Below are 19,259 nucleotides of genomic sequence, written 5' to 3'. Positions count from 1 at the left end.
ATCATGATATGTAGGAAAATAAACGAATAAAGCTACTCATAAATAGTGTGTTTGTTCGGAAATATGTTGAGTAACTAAAATATTATAGATTTGTATATTAAGAGAAAATGAGGTTTTTATTTTTGAATATAGATCAAATTAGGGATGATATGTAGAAGTTTATAAAAAAAGAAACTCCCAATATAGGATACTTTTTATTAATAAATCTTGTTTTAAAAAAAATTAAAATGATTAAATACATTAGGATTTATTTTTGTTCAATGAGCCTTACTCTCACAAGGGATTAGAAAATTCTTCTTATTTAATTACTGATTTAAGAGCAGGTTCAATTCGAGTGTAAATTAATAGTAGATTTGTTGTGAAAAACGCCTTTAATTCATAAAAGTATAATAGATTGATAATATGTTTAATCTATTAAAATAAAGAATGGCATGACAAAAAGCCTTGTTAGGGGTGAATTTTTTGAACAAGGCTATAAAACAATTATTTTTTTGTGGAAAATGAGATTTAGGCGTTTGGATCAATCATTTTTTTGAATAAATCTATTGATGGTATGAGACTCTTCATTGGTTTTCCAAATGCCATATTTGTTGTGCGTTCTTTTGCTTGTTGCTCTCTACGCTTTCTGTTTGCAGTTAACTGTTTTGTATATGTTGTTATGAAATGTGCAGGTGTACTTACTTGCGATTTGTTTACTTCAAACAACTGTACGCAGTCCTCAAAAGTCTTTCTTGCTTCCCAATCTACGCATGGCGGCATACGTAATGCGATTGTATAAGCATCCTTTTCAGTGATATTTGTATCTTTACTTATGATATACATATAAAGTTTCTTTTGATCTTCACTCATAAACTCATCCATTTCGCGGAATCGTAGTTCTAGTTTTTCACCCGCATTAGGGGCATTCATTGGCTGTTTTTCTTCTACTTCTTCATTTGTAGAAGCAACAGCATCCAATATATCTATGCCCTGGCATGTAGGCACAGTTGGTTTTTCAGTTTGATCTATAGGTTTCTCCTGTTTTTTACTTAGTTTTTTAGATAGAAACTTTGTAAATGTAGAAAAAATATTAATGGAAAACGCCCATTTTTGCTTAAAATATTCAATGATTTTTAAATAATTGGTATTGAGGCTTAATATGTAAATAGATGGTGCAATCTTACCATGACGCCTTGTTTTGACTTGATGGCATACTTCAAGGTCCTCTAACCAATTCAGTATAAAGTTGATGATTGGCACAGAAATACCCGATTTTTCACTGATTTGATTTTGTCTCATTTGAGAGTAGCCTTCTTGTACTAGGTAAGATAAAACAACTTCTAATGCCTTATAGCGGCGTGGTGTTTGTATGAAGAAATCTTTAGTGGTTTTACCTTCTGTATCTAAAAGAATCAGATCAATAGCTTTAATTACTTTTTGTACGGTTTTATTGATAGCGCCCTGAGGAACATGAACCAGTTGTGGGCTTAATTCTCGTTTTGCTGTACTTAGTAAAAAATTATTTAGTAGCACAAAAAACCCTCCTATTTTTTCCACCACACATTTGTTAAGGAAAAGCAGAGGATTTTCTTCACAAGAGATTCACTTTGTGCTAAAATAAACGTACATAAGTGAATAAATTCTATGCGTTAAAAACCCTACTTTCTGGGATTTTTAATTGGTGTCTAGTTTGCCGACCGGAACAACCAATTAAAAATTTGTGAGGTAGGTTTTTTTTTGTTTTGATAAACTTATTTTAGCGTTCTTCTTGCAGAATATCAATCTTTTGAAAGTAAAAATTACACTAAAGTGTTAATAATGTGTTTATTTTATATAGAAAACAGTTGTTTGAAGGTCCCTATTTGTCTGAAAAATATTGAGAAACATGTGTATTTACCTATTTCTGTAATAATGCCCTCGATTTAGAACAATCGTTTGATATAATAAAATGAATATGTCTGAATTTTCTTTCAAGAGGTGTGAATGTATGAACTACTGGAATAGGAAATTACAAGAAGAAATTAATAATGCACATAAGACATATGATTGTTTTGCTGTTGAAGCAAAAGTTTCTAAGTCTACTCTAACTGATCTGTTTAAATATAATAAAGAAGTTTCAATGTTTAGTGTGTTTAAAATGGCGAAAGTTATTTTCCCAGATAGAAGAGACATCCATGAAGAATGTTGTATAAACATTTTTTCTCAATATGAAAGAAATGTAAAAATTAATATGAAAAGATTATTTGTTATCGCATACCTTAACGGTTATTCCTCGATTTTAAAATATTTAGTTGATTTATCTAGCAATCATACAGATTGTAATGTAAAAAAATATTCTCCACTTTTTAAACTGTTCTATGAACGTCCTAGGGGTGGAAATCCGAAGGAACATCTTTTGTGTTTAGAAGATATTCGAAAAACAGTTCCTAAAAAAGAAAATTTAGATATGGAGATATTTTGTGATATTTTATACTTACTATCTAGTGGTGATATCGGAGATTTTGGAATGTTTGATACATATAAAGATCGTGTTGTTACCAATATTTCTAAGATTAAAAATCAAGATTTAAAACCACTATATAATTACTGGATTACTGACATTTGGAGTTATGCTTTATTAAGAAGATTAAAAGTTAATGAATTTAGAGAACAAAATAGTAAATTAATGATGTATGAAAATATACGATATTTCCCCGTTATGAGTGCGATGAACAATTTGAGGCTAGGAGAGAGTTTTTTATTTTCGGATTATCAAAAGTCATATGAGTATACTTTAAAAGCACTTGAAGAATTAGAAAATAAATGTGATTTTAAGTATAGAATAGCTATAAATAACATGAACTTTTTAAAACTTATACACAATATTGAAATAGATACAATTAACTTAGAACAGCTTCATCCAGCAGAATTAGCGTTGTATTTTGTTTTAAAGAAAGAGTATTTAAAAGCAATAGAAATTTTAATGAAATTAAAAAATAAAAATAAGAAGCTGACGCCGATCCAGTATTGTTATTTAGGTCAAGCAAAAATGGACCTAGGTATAATAGCCGAATCAAAAAAGTTATTCATTGAAAATGGTGATCACTTTTTTGCCCAATATGCGACAAAGGCGTATAATGATTGTAAAGAATTGTTAAAATGTGGAGGCGTAAAATGAAAAAATTAGCCATTTTATGTACTGTATCATTAATTTTATTAAGTGGATTAAGTATTTCAGAAAAAAATAAGGTCCAAAATCCTAATAATGTGCAATATATGGTCGATCCTGGAGGAATGGGCTGACTGTAGAAAAACAAAGAGTAACAAAAGACACCGTTTATACGGTGTCTTTTGTTACTTTATAAACAGTTTTTTAAATGTTTGAACTGGATTTCAGCGAACAAGAATATCAATTAACCTCAAAAAAAGGAGTGGTAATATGGAAAGTATTCAAAAAAAAGCTAATTGCGAATCGCTTATTGTTCAAATTGTTCAGGCATGTAATGGAGATTTAGAAATTATGGGAAAATTAATTGATTTATATGATAGTACGAACCATGTGGATAATGATTACTCGTAATTAATTAAAAAGTATAGATAAATATATGTACTCTAATTTGTTATTATAATGCGCTCTACTCCTCATGTTGCGATTGCATTTCAATTTCAATTTCCAGAAGTTGCGCCATCCTAAGAATTTCTTTTTCGATTCTAGGTTTGTGTTCTTCTGGAACATTTCTATATTTTTCAATCAAAATTTGAGCCATGCGTTCGATTGGATCGGTTTCACTACCATCTTTCTCTAAAATTTCATTATCACTCATTTGATGGTGTAAAAGTCTTGATTCACTAACATTAAAAAACCTCGCGATGGTCGGTAAACGTTCAATCTTAGGAACTTTATCTCCATTTTCCCAGCTTGTTACGGTACTATATGGTGTATTTATGGCTTGGGCAAAATCTTTTCGACTAAGGCCTTTCATTGCTCTTAACTTTCGTATATTTTTCCCGAATATATTGTTATCCATTAGGTATAATCCTCCTTTTTATACTCTAGTGTTATTTTTTATACTAAAGTGTTGACTTTCGGCTTTAAGCCGAATACAATGTAATTAAGGGAAGGGAGGGTGAAAAAATGCTAGGGTCAGAAAATAAAACCATTGTACGAGAATACAGGGAATCCAAAGGTTTAAGTATTAAGGAAGTTTCTAAAGGCGCTAAAATTCCAATCGGCACATTATATGATGTTGAAATTGGGCGAAGGAGTCTCAAGGCTAACAAAGCCAAAAAAATGGCTGATTTTCTTGAAGTTCCGATCGAGAAACTTTTCAGACCAACATATTATCGTGCAATACCCATCACAGATTGAATTAACCTTATGTTATTGATTACATGTATTTTGTTCACATTCCTACTAAATGTATTGTAAATGAAATTCGGCTAAAAGACGAAATAATTATTACTAAAGTATAAATTTTTATATTTATAAGGTTAAAATTCTAAATATTCCGTCCTTTGAAAACTGAATAATCCTAAAGGAGCTGCAAAAAATGGTTTTGAAACGATCGTATCAAACACTACTACTCTTTACGAGTGTACTTTTATTCGTTATGAGCTTCTTGATTCCAATGAATCAAGCCAGTGCGGAGGTAATCAATCGAGAAAGGTATCAGTTGGATTGGGCCTATAGTCCGCAATATGGGAAAGATGTTCGCACAGAGCTTCTAAAAAATGCTAGTGGTCAAATCGCGTATTGTCTAGTATACGGTTTAAAATCCCCAAATGGAGAGGATTTACCCGAAGCGGGCAAAACAGATGACATATCTTATCGCGTCTTAATGAATGGGTACCCACAGAAAACACCAGAAAATTTAGGGGTTTCCAATTGGAAAGAAGCCTACTACGCAACACAATTAGCTCTTTGGAATGCACTTGGCCAGATTTCAGTTGATGAATTACAGTTCAAAAATGCAGCTGTTGAAAAAGCGGCAAAGAACATCATTCATGCGGCAAATCAAAGCCAGGATACACAAGATGTCTGGATGAATGTCATTCCAACGGATAAACAAAAAGCACAATTAAACGGTGAATATTTTGAAACAACAACATACACCGTCCAAACAAATGCAAAAAAAGGTACATTCCAAGTACAAATGAACAATGCACCACAAGGAACACGTGTTGTTAATGAACAAGGTGAAGGGAAAGAAACGTTTCAACTAGGAGAAAAGTTCCGTATCCAAGTACCAAAATCCTCTAAGAGTAGTGAACTATCTCTAAAAGTCGTTTCAAATCTAACAAATGTTCATGCAGTTGTATATAAAGGAACAAGTACGATTCAAGATGCAACTGTATTATTAGAGCGCAGTACAGAACAAGTAAGCACAGACTTACAAGTATTCTGGAAAGCAAATGGCGCCTTAAAAATAATGAAAGTGGATGAAAACAAAAAGCCACTACCAGGTGCAGTTTTTGAAATCGCAAACAGCAGTCAACAAATTATGGGAACGATTACAGCTGACAAAAACGGTATCGCTGAAATGGGTAACTTAGAACTTGGCACATACATTGTAAAAGAAGTAAAAGCGCCTGTTGGATATGTACTAGATGCTACACCAAAGCCTTTTGAAGTGAAAACAGGTGAAATTGCTGTTGTTGAAATGAAAAATGTACAAATCAAAGGAAATATTGAAATTAAAAAGATAAGTGACACAGGCAAGATTCTCCCAGGCGTTGAATTTACAGTATTTACGCCAGAAGGAAAGGCAGTCACAAAAGTAACAACAGATCAAGAAGGGATTGCGAAAGTAAATTCTCTTCCGTTTGGAAAGTATTACTTCCAGGAAACGAAAGGATTAGAAGGTTACTTATTAAATCAAACAAAGTATCCATTTGAAGTAAAAGAGCATAATCAAACACTTACGTTTGAAGTGAAAAACGAGCAAGTCAGAGGGAATGTACAGCTCTTAAAAGTAGATGAAGATGGAAAAACGAAATTAGAAGGTGCTGTTTTTATTCTAGCTGATGAAAAAGGCAAGAAGATCAGTGAGCATAAGACAGACAAAAACGGGTTGATCAAAATTGATAATATCCCATTTGGAAAGTACCAATTTATCGAAAAAACATCACCAGCGGGCTATGTGCTAGTAAAAGAGCCGATTCCGTTTAGTATCACTGAAAATGGGAAAACAATTGAGCTAGTTGCAAAGAATAAGAAGATTAGAGGATCAATTGAAATTACAAAAGTAGACGTAGCCGATGGAAACAACAAGTTACCAGGTGCAGAGTTTACGATCTATAACGAGCAAGGCCAGGAAGTCGTGAAAGGAAAAACAAACGAACAAGGCATTGCAAAGTTTGAGATATTACCAGCTGGTAAATACACATATAAAGAGACATTCGCACCAGAGGGATATTTAATCAATGAAGAAACATTCTCTTTTGAAATTAAAACAGATGGTGAGATTATCAAACATGTTGTAGCAGATCAGAAAAAAGAAGTTCCACCAACACCAGAAACGCCACAACCAGAGCAACCGGAACAACCACAGCCAGAACAACCAAAACCACAACCAGAGAAGCCACAAACACCACAGGTCATTGAAAAACCTGTACCAACACCAGAGAAACCACAACACATTGTAAAACAACCACAACCGATGAAAGAACAACCTAAGAAAGTAGAAAGCCATTTACCAACAACAGGCGGCAAAGCTGAAAATCCATATTGGAAATGGATTGGTGTTACATTTGTCGTTCTTGGTAGCATCCTAGCTGTTTACACATTTAGAAAACGTAAGAATCAAGAAGTGTAAAACACTCTCAACTGATAAGGGAGGGCGGGATCATGTGCATATTTGATGTACATTATCAAATCAATGATAGGAAATATACGAAATCATATTTACTTGCATTGGTGGAAGATGGGTTTCAGTTGCGAAAAAATATCCAACATGTTCTGTTTCAAGAGCACCAACAAGAAATTAAGATTCTTTCAACAGATTTAGAGGAATTAGATTTAGTAGCTTTATAAAAGACTGATACGAATGGAAAGGTGAGATTGCTATGTGTGGAACATTTATTGGAAGAAGTGCACAAACCCCAGCATTTATAAAACCAAAATGGTATGACATGAGTAAGTCAAATTCCATTTTCATAGAGAATGAAGGGAACAAAATGAATCCTCAATTTGTATTTGGAGAAGAAAATAGAAATATCCTGGTACGAGGTGGTACAGGAAAAGGAAAAACAGGTTTGATGAAGCAACTTCTTACCCTTGTCATGGCGGATAATCAACAAGCGACTGTCTTAGATGGGGATGGAGAGTATAAAGAATACGAAAAAATGGGTGCTCAAATTATCACTTTTACATCAAAAGATTCTTTTCCAAGCACAACCGAAATAGAAACATGCAAACAATCGGATGTCGTTATCATAGATGAAGGATTAAGGTTATATTCTAACAATCCAGAGGGATTCACAAACCTTTTAGAAGAACTAGAGGAACTGAATGTAAGAGTTTTTGTGAGTTTTCAAGCGATACCAGAAGAGTTATTACAAAAATTTGATGTGTATTTAGAATTAGACCCACTCATCGCTTAAAACTATACAATATTTCTGTTTAACGATATAGAATGATAAAACAATACAGGGGGGTTTCTTATGAAACCAATTAAGCACATGCAAAGTAAACGTGGTTTTTATATTGGTAGAGTTCCACATACAACACATACACCTTCAACAAATAATCGTACAAAAGAATGGACGGGAAGAATGGGGAAGAGCATGATTTTCTCTTCCCTCTTAGTCACGCTAGCCCCTTATAAAAAAGCGCGTAAATCATAATATTCATGGGGGGACATTCTTTCACTGAATATCCTCCCCACTTAAAAGGAGGAAGCAAGATGGGAAAACAAGTGTATCAAAATCGTCAAGAATGCTGGGAAACGTTCTGGAAAGAACAAGTAACGGTAAATGGTGAATTAGATATCGAACAAGTAAAGCAAGAACTCTTCAACTATAAAACACTCTTAGATCAAATTAATCAACCTCAAAACGGGATCATGCAACCTCAAATTTTGATTCAACTAGCCGCAGAAGAACGAACACAAAAGCATCATGAAAAACGATTCGCCCTTGCATAAGGCCATTTCAAGGATAGAAAGGAAGTGAAGAAGTGGCGCACAGCAAGCTCGACAAAGAAATTGAAAACTTCATAGAAAAGAACTGGAAAATGCTTTTAGGTATAGGAGCTGTCGCATTTGTCTGGTTTTCTAAAGAAAAAATCCTTACAGAATTAATGAAGCTGGTGCCAACTGTAGTCGGTGTGTTTCGTGGGATTGCCTTATTGATCCTGTTAGGAATTGTCATACGAATTGTCTTACATGGCATCTATTTATACCTAGAAAAGAAGCGGTATCGATATGCATTATTCATTCCTCACATAGATGATGAAGTTACACCAGATAAGCTAGGGCAAATGATTCGGCATGTACATGGTTCGGGTCGAAAGCCTTTAGAACGTCTGTTAAAAGGTCGTGATTGGTACCGCATGACGATGTATCGTCCAGAGGGAGAAAATGAGCGTGTTCGCTTTTATGTAGGTGGTCCAGAGGATAAGATCAAACAGGTTGTGCAAGCCATACAAAGCGCCTATACCCACAGTGAAATTTATACCGTCCCAAAGGAAGAAATGCCATTTCCAACAAGAAAAGCGGTAGGAGGACGGATGGTATTAAAGAGAAAGCGGCTAGATGCCACATTATCACTAGCACGCTATACACGTGATGTATTACCGATGTTAGGAAGCGCAATGGAAGAAAAGACATGGATTGATATTGCTTTTACACCAGATAACGGGTATCAGCTGACAAAAGGGATTCGAAAAGCAGAAAAGGCCATTCGAAAGAAGAAAAAACATGGGCTAGATGCCTTTGAAAAAGAAGAAATTCGCGCATTAAATAAACGGTTTGCAAAAAATGAAGTGGCGTTTCAAGTATCTATTTCATTTGCAAGTGACCACTATCCTGGTGTACCTGTTATTAAGAACTTAGGACATATGGTGGCAAGTATTATGGCCGATGTGAATGAGCTTAGATACAGAAGGTTTAGACGCAGTATGCCAGCTGTACCACATCCCGTATACGGAAAAATGATTTGGACGGGATCAGAGCTATTAAACTTGTTCCATCTTCCGAATGTAACGGGTGATAAAAACAGCAAGACAGAGCGAAACATCTTGTATCTAGATAAAGGGGAAAACATGATACCAGATGATTTATTGGCCGAAGGCATTTCAATTGGTCATGTGATGCATCCCTATATCAAGGATCGATTAGTAAAAATTCGAGAAGACTTTTTCAAAAATCATGGCTACATTACAGGGAAAGTTGGGTCTGGTAAAAGTACCATTGCCATGAGGTTAATGCAAAGTGTTATTGATAAGTGGCTAGAAAATCCGAATGAAGCGGGCGGATTGTCTCTATTTGATCCGACAGAAGATTTGGCATATGTAGCAATGAATCGACTATTGAAAGCGGAAAAGGATGGGAAAGAAGTGGATTGGAGTAAGGTTCACTTTATCCGTTTTCGAAACACAGATCATCCGCCAGCTTTGAATTTGTTTCATCGTTTTCCAAATGAAGATATCCAAACAGTGGTTGAATCCATTATGGAAATGATTAAGTTAATGATTCAAGGGCAAGCACAACAAACAGAACGATTACTAAGGGCAATTATTGGGACGTTGCTTTGTGATAAGAGTCAAATTCATACCATTTTAAGTATCCCACTCTTCATTAGTGATGAACTGTTTCGAGCAAATGTAATCGCCAATTTACAAGGACCAGAACAAAAATATTACTCTCACTTTTGGAAATATGAAGTAGGAAGCGCATTAGAAGACAGCACACAAGCGATTTTAAATCGATTAGATATCTTCCGTAATACGCTGTATTTAAAGCGTATGTATGGGCAAACAGGCTTTTCCTTAGAAATTCGGAAGTGGATGGATGAAGGGCACCTTATCTTTTATGATTTAGCAGGCATGGGAAAAGAAGATACATTACTTACAGTCGGTTACATTTGTAATCAATATCACCGTATCGCCCAACAGCGGCCGCATGGCTCAAAACTACATTTAGGAGTTATAGATGAAGCTCATGACGTGCCAGTACCCGTTCTTCCGAAAATTATTGCGAAGGATCGGAAGCATGGATTTGGATTGTGGGTTATTACACAGCAAGTTTCGGGACAGTTAGACAGAGAGCTTACAGACATGTTAACAGAGGCGGGCGGAAATTACTTTGTATGTAGGCAAGGTCATAATTCCGCAAAAACGTTAGAAGGCATTATGCAAAAGCAATTCCGTACAGAGTATTTGCAAAACCTTCCTAACTTAGTTGTAGCGATTCAAACACAAGATTATATCAGAGGTGAAGCAAAAAATGTATGGTGTACCATACGAGTTCCACCATTAGACCGATATCTACCAAATGGAAAAGCGGCGAATTATAAAAACGAAAAAGAAATTCATGCATCAAATGAATGGACCAGAGCAAAGATTCATTCTTTAGAGCAACAAAATGGGAAAGCAGGATTAGAAATCGACAAGGAAATTGATGAGTTTCTATATGGAAAAGGCAAGTATCAACAAGCCGAAAAAGTCAATTTAACCAAAGAAGAACCTGTTGTGACATCGGGGCTAGATGAATTAGAAGAAAAATTGTCTTCCAATGAAGAAATGAAAGAACCTGTTTCGGAAACACAGCAAGTCGAACTCACACATCAAGCGCAAATTATCCCATTCCGAAAACAAGCTACGACAACAATAGAAGTAAAGAAAGAAGATAAGCCAGTAAAAGAGCCTGTTATAACAATCGAAAAAGAACAAACAGTATCAATTGAAACAGAAAACGTAGAAATAAAAGAGGATACACCACAAGAAGAAGTGAGCATTTTCGACATGTGGGAAAAGGAGTAAGGGGCATGGGAAACATTTTATTTCAAATTTCAGATGAACAACTACTCATGAGTTTGCATACACACATCTACTTGGATATTGAGTACATTCATCAAAAGGTGTATGCAGATTATACAAAAAAATCTGTAACAAATCGTTTATATAAGCTAGAGCAAGCGGGCTATATCCGTTACGAGTATTTACCTGTTACCTCACCACGAAATCAGAAACGAAAATTTGCGAAACCACAACGAATTTATACGTTAACACCAGAAGGAGTCGAGATGGTTCGTGGGTTTCGAGGGGAAGTGCATTGGAAAAATAGTTGGTCCAAACGTTCAGCATCCTTTGTGTATCACAGTTTAATGTTAGCGAAAATTGAATGTGCCATGACATTAATATCTAAACGAGAAGGAAAGTTGGAACTAAAGGAATGGATTAATGAACCGCGGGCAACGTTTCAATATGCAAAAGGAAAAAATCGCGTTATACGCCCAGATGGGGTTGCGGTAATTGGATTAAAAGAAGCAATCGATAAAAACATCGGTGTATTCATGGAAATGGAACGTTCTTACGGATCAAAAGAAGTATTAGAAAAAAAGATTATCCGTTATAACGACTTCATGACGCAAGAAGGAAAAAAGGCAGACTATCGGATACATGCTGGTATGGGATATGAAATACCGATATGGCGCCTAGTATTTGTCGCAGGTAGTGAAAGTAGGGAAAAAGAATTGATTCGCTACTTAAAAGGGATAAGTAGTCCAGAAATTCCAGTGTATATCACACTGTTCCAAGATATATTACAAGACCCATTCGGGAATATTTATCGGAATATTCAAAATCCAACAGAGAAAGTGAGGTTCTAAGAATGTGTTTCGGTTTATTTTATCGATAAGCGCCAGTATTTTTCTGTTAATTGTTTTTTCAGATTGGTTATTTGAAAGAGTACCAGGATCGAGAGAAGCCTGGGAAGTGGTAAAAAGTAAAGTGGTGGAAATTTACTATACGCAAGGATGGGAAGGCGTGTTACTTCTCTTCCTGGTGGTAGTGGGAATATGGAAGATGGTCGATCATAAGGGGGGATGACAATGGATATATTGGAAGGTTTGGAGTTTGTAAGGGGGTTTCGGGCTACAGATGGAACGTCCTTTGAAGTGGGGAGGGATGAAGACAAACGGTATGTGGTTCATGCTAGATTTCCATATATCACAGGCAGTCAAACGAAACTCAACAATTTTATCAATTATGCAAGAAATGAAATACAAGATGAATCAACAGCGGTTGGCATGGCGTCATTTGCTTGTGATTGCTACGAACGATCTTTACGCCAGTACCGAAATTGAAGGGGGGATAAATATGTTTCAAAAGGTGAAACAGTGGTTTGCAAAAACATTTGAAAGTAAACAAGGGAAGGCAAGGAAAGCCACAAGAATTCCTTCTTATAAAGGCCGCTTAATTGGAAAATGGGCCTTTTGGCTCCTGTTTTGTTGGATGCTAATTGTATCCGTCACAACCGTAGTAAAAGGAAAGGGAGATACACAAGCAAAGGCCAGTACCACTCCAAAGGAAGTCACACAAAAACAAAACCTTGCCTCGCGTCCAGAAGCGATTGAATTTGCGCGCGGATTTGCAAAGGAATACTTTACGTGGCAAAGAGGGGATGAGGGAAAGAAGAAGCGTTCAGAGCGCTTACAGCCTTATATACCGAAAACATTTGATCCACAAGTTGGTTTAGATTTCGTAAGTATGCAATGGGATTCAAATTTTCTATATGCAACTGTATTAAAGGTAGATGAGGTCACAGATAAAGAAGCAAACGTAATTTTTAAAGTGAAATACAAATTAAGTCGCATGAAAGCAGATAATAGCGGACCAGAGGATAAGGAGGTGACCCAGCAAGTGTCAGTTCCTGTTCAATCAGATGGAAAGGCTTTTGTGATTAGTGGATTCCCTCAAATTGTCAAGGTGAATGAAAAAGCAGAAGTACCAGAAGAAAAAGAAGGAAAAGAACGAGAGGAAATTCATGAAATCACTGTAAAAGAAGACATTCGAGAATTTTTGCCAACCTTTTTTAAATCCTATACGACCGCAACACAAAAAGAGCTCGCGTATGTTTTGGCCAATACAGATATTAAAGGGTTAGAAGGAGCCATGAAATTTGAAAATGTACTTTCCTCGAAGATTTATCCAGGAAAAACAAAAGGCACATATGAGGTACAAACAGAGGTGTCTATGATTGATCCACATTCTGAATCGAAAATGAAAACAAGTTATACGTTGTTTGTAAAACAAGATGGAAAGCAATGGATCGTAACAGACTTAAAAACAAAATAGGAGAGGGGCATGTATATGTTCAATATAAATCATTTTGTGTTAGGAATCGGGTTAGAAGGATTTTTCGAAATGATGAAGACACAAGGAACATACGCGTTATATTGTGCGTTTATCATTGTTATCTTGATCGTAGCGGCAAAGCGCGCATGGGGAAAAGCGATTACGTTAATTGTTGGCGGCGGGATTGTTGTATTCTTCATTAACAAACCAGATGCATTAAAAACAATCGGAACGTGGTTAGGCGGATTGTTTGGCGTCTAAGTAAGGGATGGAAAGGAAGAGGGCTACATGAAAGAAAAAGAATCAAAATCTATCATTGTCTATTGTTTCGGAAGCTATATGAACTATATGCGAAGACAGTACGAAATTATGGGGTATCGTCTTCCGCGTGCGGTTACATGGAGGGCACTTGGTTATTTTGCGGCGGTAGAAGCGGGGCTTGTAGCCTTCCGCTTCCTTCCTCCCTTTAAATGGATATTTGGGGATATGATCGATCAAGTTTGGCTCATGTATTATGGTGTGATTCCTCTTTTCCTCGTATGGGGAGCAGATAAATATAAAACGGATGGAAAATCACTTTTCTCTTTTGTTCGGTCCTGGATCACATTTCGTTTACGGAAGCATCAAAGTAGTCGCTTGGTGAATGTACCCAAACTTAAAAAACATGTGTTTTATGGTCATGTATGTGTACAACATGACGTCAAAGATTTACCAATCGTACATTCATTCAGTGAAGAAGAGAACGACATACACGCTTATGATGTAACATTTTTACCCCAAAAGGAGGAAGTTGAATATGTTGAAAAAGATGAACAGACCACCATTAAAGCACGTTGAAAAGAATTTAGCGTTTAGTACAGACGGAAAAGTATCCGCAGTGTATGAAGTAGACGGATTTGAATACGATCATCAAGACGAAAGTACAAAAAAAGTATATTATCGCAATCAACTCGCTCTATTTACCCATCAAGAATATGATATCCACTTGCTTGTGATTCCTCGTACAACAAATTCAGATGAAATTCTGGATGAACATATTTCCACTTTAAAAGGGCCAATGGCCCCAACAGGACGCTTTCTTTTTAAAAAGGTAAAAGAATACTTACGAAATGCGGCCATTGCGAAAGAGAACATGGAATATCGCTTTTTCGTTTTAGTACAACTGAATATGGAACAGAAAGAAAGACAAATTCGTAATCCTGTCGTAGAAACATGGAAGTTTATGAAGAAGGTTAGAGAAGGATTTGCAGAGACAGCCCAAAACATATCGGGTATGAATGTGACGGATATTTTAGAAGAGGAAATTGAAAATTATTTAGAAGTAGAAGACGTGTTATTTAGCCAGGTTAGAGGGGCCTTTCATAATACAAGACGTGCGAAACCGTCAACAACGCGCTTTTTATTCCATCATAACTTCAAACGTGGCATGAAAGAACTGAATCGGGATCAAAACTGGAAAGTAGGTTCTACAGTTACCTTGAAAAATGAAGAAGGAAAGGCGGTAAAAGTACGTCGGCCAGATTTACAAGAAATGGTGCACTTAACGGATACGGTGATTGATGAAAGCCCAGGGCGCTCTCTGATACTCGAAAGACAAAATGAAGAAGGGGAAATGGAAACCTCTCATGTTGCTTTTCTTGCGGTGAAAGATATGCCCGAAATATCGGCTTTTCCTGGTGGAGAGTGGATTTATCGCATTCAATCTCATTCATTAAAGTTTCCTGTTGAAATGAGTATTCGAGCGTATCATTTAGAAAACCAGATGGTTACCCAAAAACTTTCGAACAGTGAACTGGAATTAAACGATCAACGCCAACAAGCGATGGTAGGTGGTCGCACAACAGATTTAACAATTGATCGTAAAGCAAGAGGCGTCAAAATTGTAAAAGATCGATTTGAAACAACGGGAGCACCTGGATATGAATTAAGTGTACTGTTTTGCGTGTATGCCGAAGATGAAAAAACATTAAAATCACGTGTAAATACGCTCATTACAGAATATCGCAAAATGAAAATTGAATTGGTCAATCCATTTGGAGAACAGTTAGCATACTTCTATGAGTTCTTACCAGGTTCTAAACGTTATAATACCGACTTCAAATTGTTTGTGGAGCCAGGTGTACTTGCAATGGGAATGTTCGGGGCCACAACACAAATTGGCGACAATCAAGGGTTTTACATTGGAAAGACAAAGAAATTAAATCGTCCTGTTTTTGTTCGTCCCGAACTAGCCGCGAAAGCATTAGATAACATTGTGACAGCATTTGAGAGTTTATCGGTTATGTTTGCGGGGCAAACAGGGAAAGGAAAATCCTTCTTGATGAACTTACTCGCTTTCTGGATTGTTATGAGTGGCGGAAGAGCATTTATCATTGATCCTAAGGGCGACAGAACAAGGTGGCCCGAATTATTACCAGGGTTCAATGAGGATACCTTGCAAGTATGGACGCTTGGGAAGAATAAAGAAGATGCGGGCTGTTTAGACCCATTTCGAATCAGTGCAACGATAGAAGATGCGAAGAGTTTAGCACTTGAAATTTTGACGTTCCTATCGGATGTAGGTTTAGAGGATATCAGATATGACTATTTATATAAAGCTATTGAACGAGTGGCGGAAAAAGAAGATGCATGTTTAACTTTGGTTCGTAAAGAGCTAGTGGAAATGAAGAAAGAACCTAACTTATTGCCAACTGAATTAGAACGGTTAAACGCTCTTACAAATCGTTTAGCAACCTTAGAAGGCATCCAGCTAGGAGATTTATTGTTTGGTAGACCAGGTCAAGATTACCGCGTATTAAGCCTAGAACGCCCATTACAAGTATTACAAATTCAACATTTACGCATTCCGAAATCAGAGGAAAAGAATGAAAGTGTTACAGACAAATTATCTCGTAGTATCTTAATTGCATTAGCGGCATTTGGTAAATCCTTAATGCATTCCGACCGTAGTATTTTCAAAGTATACCTACAAGATGAGGCATCAAGTATTTTGAAAAATAAAGAGGGTGCGGCGTCTTCTGACAAAATCATTCGAGAAGGACGTTATCACAATATCGGATTGTATTTAGGAACACAAAACGCATCCGATTATCAATCTGAAAACAAAGAGGTTGCAAATGTAGGTATGAAGTTCTGTTTTGCACTGAAATACGATAAGGAAGCGGAAGAAATGTTGCGTTACTATAACTTACCGGTCACAGAAGAAAATATCTTAATGCTACGCCAACTTAGACGCGGCGAAGCGTTGTTCCAGGATATTTTCGGCCGCACAGCGGTTGTAGAAATTGATCCTGTTTTCCAAGAATTAAAGACTGCATTTGATTCCTCTACGAAAACAGACGAAGAACGCGCACAACAATTGGCGTAATTCGTATTACAATACAGATAAGAGTATTCTAAATTATCTGTATATGGAGGATGGAACAATGAAAAAATTACGTATGTTATCTGGATTATGTGTAGCAGGAATGTTAATGGTAACGGGTGTTGCGGGTTGCTCGAATGAAACGAAAAGCAATGCAAATCAACAAGAGATTCAAAAAGAACGAGATATGAAAGAAGCAGATAAGGCCGCTATGGATTATGTAAAGGCTTATATTGAAATGGATTCAAAAAAATTAAATGAACTTCAATATGAAAAATATGATTTTATGAATAATGAAGTTAGAAATCCAAATAAAAGTCAAGGTATGAAGGAACGATACGACTTATATCGATATGATTTAAAGGAAAACGAAAATGAATATTACTATCGTGTGAAATACTTTGATCCTGTAGAAAATGCTCAAATGGGAATGAAGTTGAAAATGGTAAAAGATAAAAAGGACGAGAAATGGAAAAATTACGAATGGAACTGGGATAGACATAATAATTTAGAGTCTATTGTGGGGAGTATAAAGCCAGTTCATATTCATAAATGGGGGCAAAAGGAATGAAAAAACTTTTCTCTATTTGTATGATTCTTGTATTCTTCTTACTACCGTTAGGGTCCCATGTGGCCCTAGCGGAAGATACAAAAAAGGAAGAAAAACAGGAACAAAAAGGGGCGCGAATCTCTGAAAATCTATTTAGTGGGTACACAGATGGAATTTACAAAGGTAAATATTATGAGATTGATACGTATCAACCAAAAGAAGATGAAAAAAACGTATTTGAAAAAGTTGGTGGGTACTTATTTGGTGATGATAGTGTAGGTAAAGACTTACAAAGGATGTTGTATACAACTTGTCAATGGTTTGCGAATATGGCCTTTCAGTTAAATGTGATTCTTGGTCAATTGACCATCTTTTTAGTAGATCAAGCGTTGAACCTAGATATTGTAGATGCGGTAGCGGATAAATTAGGAGCGGCTATGCAAAATATTGCTGGTATTGGAAAAGGCGGATTTTTATCTTCTGGACTATTCCCAGCAATTATTGGCATTGCTTGTGTATTATCGGCTTGTTATGCAGGGTATATCTTCTTTATTAAACGCCAGCCCTCAAAAGGTTTAAGTGAGTTAGTAAAAACAGTATTAGTCATTGCTTTTATTGTTACTTACATCGGGAACGCAAGTACAATTTTAAAGAGTGCGAATACGATTAGTTCTGAAATTAGTGTAACAGTATTAGCGAAAGCAACGGGAACAGTTGCGGGTGATCCAGGACGTTCTAAAGCAGACGCAATCTTTTCAGTGAAAAAGCAAATTTGGGATTTGTTAGTTGAACGACCATATTTATTTTTACAGTACGGGGAAGATTCAAAAGAAAAGTTGGGTGCTAAAAGGGTGGATGAACTGTTAGCACAGGCACCTGGAAAAGATAGAGAAAATAAAGTTCAAGATGAAGTGAAGAATGGAAACCAAATGATGGTTATCTCTTCTGTAGGAGAGCGCCTTGTATTTACAATCATGTATTATGTCGTGAATACATTCGCAGGTGTTCCAGTAATCGCGTTTTGTTTACTGATTGTAGCATTTCAATTATGGTTCCTTGTCATGAGTATTATCTCACCAATCGTCATGGCGGTGGCTTTATTGCCAGGACACCGCAGAGTAATTGAAAGCTGGGCTTCACAATGGATTCGACCATTGGCATTAAAAATCTTTATGTCTGTTATGCTTGTCATCATCTTTACGATAGCAGAACTACTATACGTATTACCAGAAGCGGGCGTTGCAGGGTATGTATCTACAATGATTTTCCAAATTCTTGTTTTTGTTCTTTGCTACCTGTTTAGAGGAAATATTGTTGCGGCCTTTAGTCGAGCACGTGGCGTGTATGAGACAGTCACAAATATATCTCTTATGACTGAAAACTTTGTAGATAAAGGAAAAGAGTACGCTGGAAATACAATGTCTTATATTGGAGACAAAATGGGAGCACATTTTAACAGCGCGGCTGAATTAGCGGCGGCAGGCGGCCAGTTAGAAAATGCAGGGACAGACGACGAAAAGACAAAAGCCAACCCATTAGTGCAAGCGAATATACCGAATGATTTACCAAATAATCAAATGGAACATGAAAAAGAAGAGAATCAAAAGAAAGGAAACCTTATTTCCTTACAGGATCGTGATAAAGACGGGAATTTACCACAGCAAGGAGAGGAAGGAAAAGAACAAACGTTACCAGGTGAGGAAGAGGCGCCAGTGCAACAAGACCTTATCAGCTTAGATAAAGAAGCATTAGAACAAGAAATGGAAGGACAACAAGAAGGAACAGAGGTAGAAGAATCAGAAATAGACGTTCAACCAGAGCTTGTATCTTTACAAGATGAGGAAATCCCAACAGGAGAAGAAATGCCAGCTGATATAGAGGCATATGAAGAAATTCCGACTGATATAGAAGTACATGAAGAAATCCAAACAGAGATACCAGAACAAGAAATGCCATTAGAAGAGGTTCCAACTGATATGGAAGCATATGAAGAAATCCAAACAGAGGTACCAGAACAAGAAATACCACTAGAAGAAGTTCCAAACGATATGGAAGTATATGAAGAAATCCAGACAGAAGTACCAACGCAA

General features: G+C 36.3%; 20 protein-coding genes. 18 read left to right on the top strand and 2 right to left on the bottom strand.

What is annotated here, in order from left to right:
- Positions 1-507 precede the first annotated feature (507 nt).
- The gene (locus ACS2MN_RS28830; protein ID WP_438894823.1) at positions 508-1,512 is read right to left on the bottom strand and encodes a Replicase RepFR55; all 1,005 of its coding nucleotides are present in this window, start codon (positions 1,510-1,512) and stop codon (positions 508-510) included.
- Between the two features lie 454 nt (positions 1,513-1,966).
- On the opposite strand from ACS2MN_RS28830, the gene ACS2MN_RS28825 reads away from it, so the two are divergent.
- The 3 genes from ACS2MN_RS28825 to ACS2MN_RS28815 all read left to right on the top strand — a co-directional run bounded on the left by ACS2MN_RS28825 (position 1,967) and on the right by ACS2MN_RS28815 (position 3,538).
- Positions 1,967-3,136, top strand: coding sequence for an AimR family lysis-lysogeny pheromone receptor (locus ACS2MN_RS28825; RefSeq protein WP_135278108.1), 1,170 nt, complete (start codon positions 1,967-1,969; stop codon positions 3,134-3,136).
- Positions 3,133-3,261 (top strand): hypothetical protein, encoded by a 129-nt coding sequence (locus tag ACS2MN_RS28820; RefSeq protein WP_255259297.1) that lies wholly within the window; start codon positions 3,133-3,135, stop codon positions 3,259-3,261. Before ACS2MN_RS28825 ends, ACS2MN_RS28820 begins: the two co-directional genes overlap by 4 nt.
- A 136-nt stretch (positions 3,262-3,397) precedes the next feature.
- Positions 3,398-3,538, top strand: a complete 141-nt coding sequence (locus tag ACS2MN_RS28815; RefSeq protein ID WP_438894822.1) for a hypothetical protein — start codon at positions 3,398-3,400, stop codon at positions 3,536-3,538.
- Between the two features lie 55 nt (positions 3,539-3,593).
- On the opposite strand, the gene ACS2MN_RS28810 is transcribed toward ACS2MN_RS28815, so the two are convergent.
- On the bottom strand, positions 3,594-3,986 hold the full coding sequence (locus tag ACS2MN_RS28810) for a helix-turn-helix domain-containing protein (RefSeq protein ID WP_098839530.1): 393 nt from the start codon (positions 3,984-3,986) through the stop codon (positions 3,594-3,596).
- 107 nt (positions 3,987-4,093) lie between these two features.
- On the opposite strand from ACS2MN_RS28810, the gene ACS2MN_RS28805 reads away from it, so the two are divergent.
- The 15 genes from ACS2MN_RS28805 to ACS2MN_RS28735 all read left to right on the top strand — a co-directional run.
- A complete protein-coding gene (locus ACS2MN_RS28805) occupies positions 4,094-4,327 on the top strand; it encodes a helix-turn-helix domain-containing protein (protein WP_438894821.1) in 234 nt (77 codons plus the stop codon).
- 181 nt (positions 4,328-4,508) lie between these two features.
- Positions 4,509-6,773: a SpaA isopeptide-forming pilin-related protein gene (locus ACS2MN_RS28800; RefSeq protein ID WP_438894820.1), complete on the top strand. Its 2,265-nt coding sequence runs from the start codon at positions 4,509-4,511 to the stop codon at positions 6,771-6,773.
- Between the two features lie 32 nt (positions 6,774-6,805).
- The gene (locus ACS2MN_RS28795) at positions 6,806-6,991 is read left to right on the top strand and encodes a hypothetical protein (protein ID WP_000334854.1); all 186 of its coding nucleotides are present in this window, start codon (positions 6,806-6,808) and stop codon (positions 6,989-6,991) included.
- Between the two features lie 32 nt (positions 6,992-7,023).
- Positions 7,024-7,560, top strand: a complete 537-nt coding sequence (locus ACS2MN_RS28790; protein ID WP_135278102.1) for a type IV secretion system DNA-binding domain-containing protein — start codon at positions 7,024-7,026, stop codon at positions 7,558-7,560.
- 60 nt (positions 7,561-7,620) lie between these two features.
- On the top strand, positions 7,621-7,803 hold the full coding sequence (locus ACS2MN_RS28785; protein WP_438894819.1) for a hypothetical protein: 183 nt from the start codon (positions 7,621-7,623) through the stop codon (positions 7,801-7,803).
- A gap of 59 nt (positions 7,804-7,862) precedes the next feature.
- Positions 7,863-8,102, top strand: a complete 240-nt coding sequence (locus ACS2MN_RS28780; RefSeq protein WP_325097636.1) for a hypothetical protein — start codon at positions 7,863-7,865, stop codon at positions 8,100-8,102.
- Between the two features lie 32 nt (positions 8,103-8,134).
- Positions 8,135-10,939 (top strand): ATP-binding protein, encoded by a 2,805-nt coding sequence (locus ACS2MN_RS28775; RefSeq protein ID WP_438894818.1) that lies wholly within the window; start codon positions 8,135-8,137, stop codon positions 10,937-10,939.
- Positions 10,940-10,944: 5 nt separating this feature from the next.
- Positions 10,945-11,787 carry a replication-relaxation family protein gene (locus ACS2MN_RS28770; protein WP_062821398.1) on the top strand — a complete coding sequence of 281 codons (843 nt, stop codon included), beginning with the start codon at positions 10,945-10,947 and terminating at the stop codon, positions 11,785-11,787.
- Between the two features lie 222 nt (positions 11,788-12,009).
- A complete protein-coding gene (locus tag ACS2MN_RS28765) occupies positions 12,010-12,264 on the top strand; it encodes a hypothetical protein (RefSeq protein WP_086387855.1) in 255 nt (84 codons plus the stop codon).
- A gap of 13 nt (positions 12,265-12,277) precedes the next feature.
- Positions 12,278-13,255 carry a conjugal transfer protein gene (locus ACS2MN_RS28760; RefSeq protein ID WP_438894817.1) on the top strand — a complete coding sequence of 326 codons (978 nt, stop codon included), beginning with the start codon at positions 12,278-12,280 and terminating at the stop codon, positions 13,253-13,255.
- Between the two features lie 9 nt (positions 13,256-13,264).
- The gene (locus tag ACS2MN_RS28755; protein ID WP_000281809.1) at positions 13,265-13,516 is read left to right on the top strand and encodes a TcpD family membrane protein; all 252 of its coding nucleotides are present in this window, start codon (positions 13,265-13,267) and stop codon (positions 13,514-13,516) included.
- Positions 13,517-13,543: 27 nt separating this feature from the next.
- Positions 13,544-14,092, top strand: coding sequence for a TcpE family conjugal transfer membrane protein (locus tag ACS2MN_RS28750; protein WP_000659657.1), 549 nt, complete (start codon positions 13,544-13,546; stop codon positions 14,090-14,092).
- On the top strand, positions 14,052-16,622 hold the full coding sequence (locus tag ACS2MN_RS28745) for an ATP-binding protein (protein ID WP_098023112.1): 2,571 nt from the start codon (positions 14,052-14,054) through the stop codon (positions 16,620-16,622). The genes ACS2MN_RS28750 and ACS2MN_RS28745 overlap by 41 nt, the downstream gene beginning before the upstream one ends.
- A gap of 58 nt (positions 16,623-16,680) precedes the next feature.
- The gene (locus ACS2MN_RS28740) at positions 16,681-17,190 is read left to right on the top strand and encodes a hypothetical protein (protein WP_086387821.1); all 510 of its coding nucleotides are present in this window, start codon (positions 16,681-16,683) and stop codon (positions 17,188-17,190) included.
- A partial coding sequence (locus tag ACS2MN_RS28735) for a CD3337/EF1877 family mobilome membrane protein (protein ID WP_438894816.1) occupies positions 17,187-19,259 on the top strand: 2,073 nt, incomplete at its 3' end. The genes ACS2MN_RS28740 and ACS2MN_RS28735, both read left to right, overlap by 4 nt.

The sequence above is a fragment of the Bacillus cereus group sp. BceL062 genome (assembly GCF_051780025.1).
GTDB classification, from domain to species: domain Bacteria; phylum Bacillota; class Bacilli; order Bacillales; family Bacillaceae_G; genus Bacillus_A; species Bacillus_A toyonensis.
The sequence above is the reverse complement of the archived record's forward strand: the minus strand, read 5'-3'. Positions and strand labels throughout refer to the sequence as shown.

Coding starts and splice junctions, on each gene's coding strand:
- ACS2MN_RS28825 (WP_135278108.1), top strand. CDS start 1,967: ATGAACTACTGGAATAGGAAATTACAAGAAGAAATTAATAATGCACAT.
- ACS2MN_RS28820 (WP_255259297.1), top strand. CDS start 3,133: ATGAAAAAATTAGCCATTTTATGTACTGTATCATTAATTTTATTAAGT.
- ACS2MN_RS28815 (WP_438894822.1), top strand. CDS start 3,398: ATGGAAAGTATTCAAAAAAAAGCTAATTGCGAATCGCTTATTGTTCAA.
- ACS2MN_RS28810 (WP_098839530.1), bottom strand. CDS start 3,986: ATGGATAACAATATATTCGGGAAAAATATACGAAAGTTAAGAGCAATG.
- ACS2MN_RS28805 (WP_438894821.1), top strand. CDS start 4,094: ATGCTAGGGTCAGAAAATAAAACCATTGTACGAGAATACAGGGAATCC.
- ACS2MN_RS28800 (WP_438894820.1), top strand. CDS start 4,509: ATGGTTTTGAAACGATCGTATCAAACACTACTACTCTTTACGAGTGTA.
- ACS2MN_RS28795 (WP_000334854.1), top strand. CDS start 6,806: ATGTGCATATTTGATGTACATTATCAAATCAATGATAGGAAATATACG.
- ACS2MN_RS28790 (WP_135278102.1), top strand. CDS start 7,024: ATGTGTGGAACATTTATTGGAAGAAGTGCACAAACCCCAGCATTTATA.
- ACS2MN_RS28785 (WP_438894819.1), top strand. CDS start 7,621: ATGAAACCAATTAAGCACATGCAAAGTAAACGTGGTTTTTATATTGGT.
- ACS2MN_RS28780 (WP_325097636.1), top strand. CDS start 7,863: ATGGGAAAACAAGTGTATCAAAATCGTCAAGAATGCTGGGAAACGTTC.
- ACS2MN_RS28770 (WP_062821398.1), top strand. CDS start 10,945: ATGGGAAACATTTTATTTCAAATTTCAGATGAACAACTACTCATGAGT.
- ACS2MN_RS28765 (WP_086387855.1), top strand. CDS start 12,010: ATGGATATATTGGAAGGTTTGGAGTTTGTAAGGGGGTTTCGGGCTACA.
- ACS2MN_RS28760 (WP_438894817.1), top strand. CDS start 12,278: ATGTTTCAAAAGGTGAAACAGTGGTTTGCAAAAACATTTGAAAGTAAA.
- ACS2MN_RS28755 (WP_000281809.1), top strand. CDS start 13,265: ATGTATATGTTCAATATAAATCATTTTGTGTTAGGAATCGGGTTAGAA.
- ACS2MN_RS28750 (WP_000659657.1), top strand. CDS start 13,544: ATGAAAGAAAAAGAATCAAAATCTATCATTGTCTATTGTTTCGGAAGC.
- ACS2MN_RS28745 (WP_098023112.1), top strand. CDS start 14,052: ATGTTGAAAAAGATGAACAGACCACCATTAAAGCACGTTGAAAAGAAT.
- ACS2MN_RS28740 (WP_086387821.1), top strand. CDS start 16,681: ATGAAAAAATTACGTATGTTATCTGGATTATGTGTAGCAGGAATGTTA.